4 protein-coding genes are annotated in these 3,113 nt (G+C 66.8%); 1 reads left to right on the top strand and 3 read right to left on the bottom strand.

Annotated elements, in window-relative coordinates; all coding sequences use genetic code 11:
• A partial coding sequence (locus tag MRY84_RS20875; RefSeq protein ID WP_291507599.1) for a DUF533 domain-containing protein occupies positions 1-498 on the bottom strand: 498 nt, incomplete at its 3' end.
• 269 nt (positions 499-767) lie between these two features.
• On the opposite strand from MRY84_RS20875, the gene MRY84_RS20880 reads away from it, so the two are divergent.
• Entirely contained in the window at positions 768-1,418 is a 651-nt protein-coding gene (locus tag MRY84_RS20880; RefSeq protein WP_291507600.1) for a DsbA family oxidoreductase, read from the top strand.
• A 127-nt stretch (positions 1,419-1,545) separates the two neighbouring features.
• On the opposite strand, the gene MRY84_RS20885 is transcribed toward MRY84_RS20880, so the two are convergent.
• Positions 1,546-1,995 (bottom strand): CreA family protein, encoded by a 450-nt coding sequence (locus MRY84_RS20885; RefSeq protein WP_291507602.1) that lies wholly within the window; start codon positions 1,993-1,995, stop codon positions 1,546-1,548.
• A gap of 47 nt (positions 1,996-2,042) precedes the next feature.
• Positions 2,043-3,113 (bottom strand): cyanophycin synthetase (locus tag MRY84_RS20890; RefSeq protein ID WP_291507601.1); only part of this gene is annotated, 1,071 nt, incomplete at its 5' end.

The following is a 3,113-nucleotide window of genomic DNA, read 5'->3' on the forward strand; positions in this document are numbered from 1 at the left end:
GCGTTGGGAAGCCGGCTGCGTCGCCGACGGGCTGGGGTTTGCGGCGGCCTGGGCTGCGCTGGTGTACGCCGCCGCGCCAGCCGTGCCCCAGGGTGTGGCAGAGGGCGGGGCTTTCTCCGCCACCTCGACGAATGTATCTGCGGCCTCGTCAAAGGCTTGGGTCTGCTGCGAGCCCAACTGCAAGGCGGCCTTCAGCGTCGCCAGGAATTGCGCTTCCGCCGGTGACTGGCGCCCATCAACATCGCACACGCAAACCGCCATTTCGTAGGCCAGCTGGCGGTGGTCCGCTTCATGGAGGGCCGCAGCGGCGGCCTGCACGTTCGTTCGCTTCAGCAGCACGTCCTGGTAGATGCGGGGGAGGTCGGCCATGCCGGTGTCGCCTGCCAGAGACTGCGCGATACGGCGGATTTCCTCGCGCTCGGCGTCGTCCTTGTTGCCATCGGCAAAAGCGGCGAGCAGGGCGATGGTGAGAATGGCTTTTTGCTGATCGAGGGTCATGGGTGTGCAGTGGGTGGCGGGTGAGGAGGAAGAGAATGCGTGCCCCGTGCGTGCCCCGTGCGTGCGCCGGGGAGCGGGAGCATCAATTCTCAGATGCGCGCGGGGCGGCTGTCTTTCAACGCCACTGCGCGTGGGGGATTGCGGGCAAATCGTAACGGCGTGCTTCCGGAACACAGGGGCGAGGCAAATCACCTTCGCTGCAAAAGTCAGCGCGCAGCCCTACCATGCAGGGCTGTTTGACCTACCCCGGCACCTTGCCCCGTCCTGCGATGACCACCAAAACCCTCAAGATCGATTTCGTCTCCGATGTCTCCTGCCCCTGGTGCATCATCGGCCTCAAGGCGCTGGAGCAGGCCGCAGATCGCTTGCACGGCGAGGTGGCGCTGGACCTGCACTTTCAGCCCTTTGAGCTGAACCCGCAGATGTCGCCCGAAGGACAGGACATTGGCGAGCACCTGCACGAAAAGTACGGCGCCACGCCCGAGCAGAGCCAGAAGAACCGCGAGGCCATCGCCGCACGCGGAGCGGCGCTGGGTTTCACCTTCAACCTGGACAAGCGCAGCCGCATCTACAACACCTTTGATGCGCACCGGCTGCTGCACTGGGCCGAAGAAGAGGGCCTGCAGCCCGCGCTGAAGAAGGCGCTGTTCAAGGCGTATTTCACCGACGGCCAAAGCCCGGGCGACCACGAGGTGCTGGTGCGTGTGGCTGGCGAGGTGGGCCTGGATGGGGCCGAGGCCCGGGAGGTGCTGGCATCGGGCCGCTACGCTGATGAGGTGCGCGAGCGCGAGCAGTTCTATCTGGAGCACGGCATCCACTCGGTGCCAGCGATCATCGTGAACGACCGGCATCTGATCCAGGGCGGGCAGCCGGTGGAGGTGTTTGAGCAGGCGCTGCGGCAGATTGCAGGCCAAGCCTGATGCTATTGTTTGGATAGCTGCCTGCGCTTGTTGGAAAAGCGCCAGGGGGTGATTTCATTCATTAAAAGAAAAAGGGGCCAAGGCCCCTTTCTTTGCTTTCGGCGTGAACTGCGTACCTTCGGCGCCTCTACTTGCGCAGCGGGATGGGCGTCGACCGGTCCACCGGCACGGCCGTCACGCTGTTTTGCGGCGAGCCGTCGATGAGCTTTTCAGAGTAGGTCAGGTAGACCAGCGTGTTGCGGGCCGGGTCCACCATGCGCACGATGCGCAGGCGTTTGAACAGGATGGACATGCGTTCGCTGAACACTTCTTCCTGCTTCTTGAGCGGCTCGGGAAAGCTGATGGGGCCGACCTGGCGGCAGGCGATCGAGGCCTCGGCGCGGTCTTCGGCCAGGCCCAGCGTGCCCTTGATGCCGCCCGTGCGGGCGCGCGAAACGTAGCAGGTCACGCCCGGCACGGCCGGATCGTCATAGGCTTCCACCAGGATGTCATGGTCACGGCCTATCCATTGGAAGGCGGTGTCCACGGTCCCGATCTTCTCGCCGGCCGCTGCCTGTGCGGGTACCGCAGCACCCATGAGCGCCAGCGCCAGGAGCGCGCTGCCGCACGCGGTCTTGCGCGCGGTCATGCCGGCGTTCCGGGCGCCGGGGCTTCGGCGCAGCGCTGGGCCAGATGGGCCAGGGCCTCTTCGACCTGGTCCACCAGCACCAGGCACAGGTCGCCGGGCTGCAGGCGGGCCAGGGCGGTGTCGATGGCAATGAATTCGCCACGGATTTCTTCGACGTGGGTGGTGCGCGATGCGCCGGCCAGGCCTTCGCGCAGCAGGGCCATCACCTCGCCATCGGCGCGGCCGCGCTGGGCGGCGTCCTGGTAAAGGATCACGTCGTCAAACGCGGCGCCCAGGATCACGGTCTGGTCGCGGATGTCTTCGTCGCGGCGGTCGCCCGCGCCGCTGATGACCACGCTGCGGCGCTTGGCAGGCAGGGCGTCGACGGCCTGCACCAGGGCGCGCATGGCGTCCGGGTTGTGGCCGTAGTCGGCGATCACGGTGGCGCCGCGGTAATCCATGATGTTGAAGCGGCCGGGCGCGTTGTCGCTGTCGTTCACGAAGCCCGACAGGCCGCGGCGGATGGTCTGCCAGGGCATGCCCACGCCCCATGCGGCAGCCACGGCAGCCATCACGTTCTCGACCTGGAAGCCGATCTTGCCGTTGCGTGTGATGGGCACGTCGCGCAGGTGAATGGTCTCGCGCCAGGAGCCTTCGGAGGCGACGATGGAGTCGCCGTCCACATACACGGTGCGGTGGCCCTGGGCGCGGTGCGTGGCCATCACGGGGTGGTGGCGGTCCAGCGCAAAGAAGATGATCTTGCCGGGGCAGGCAGGCGCCATGGCGGCCACGATGGGGTCGGCCGCATTGAGCACGCCATAGCCCGTGGTCGCCACGTTCTGCACGATCACGCGCTTCAAGACGGCCAGGTCTTCCACCGTGGTGATGTAGTTCAGGCCCAGGTGGTCGCCCGCACCGATGTTGGTGACCACGGCCACCTGGCAGCGGTCAAAGCCCAGACCCTCGCGCAGGATGCCGCCGCGCGCGGTCTCGAACACGGCCGCGTCGACCTCGGGGTGCAGCAGCACGTTGCGGGCGCTCTTGGGGCCGCTGCAGTCGCCGCTGTCGATCTGGCGGCCGTTCACGTA

Source organism: Acidovorax sp. (genome assembly GCF_022763525.1).
Lineage (GTDB): Bacteria > Pseudomonadota > Gammaproteobacteria > Burkholderiales > Burkholderiaceae_C > Acidovorax.

Excerpts from the sequence above, each read along its gene's own strand:
- MRY84_RS20880 (WP_291507600.1), top strand. The coding sequence starts at position 768 with ATGACCACCAAAACCCTCAAGATCGATTTCGTCTCCGATGTCTCCTGC.
- MRY84_RS20885 (WP_291507602.1), bottom strand. The coding sequence starts at position 1,995 with ATGGGTGCTGCGGTACCCGCACAGGCAGCGGCCGGCGAGAAGATCGGG.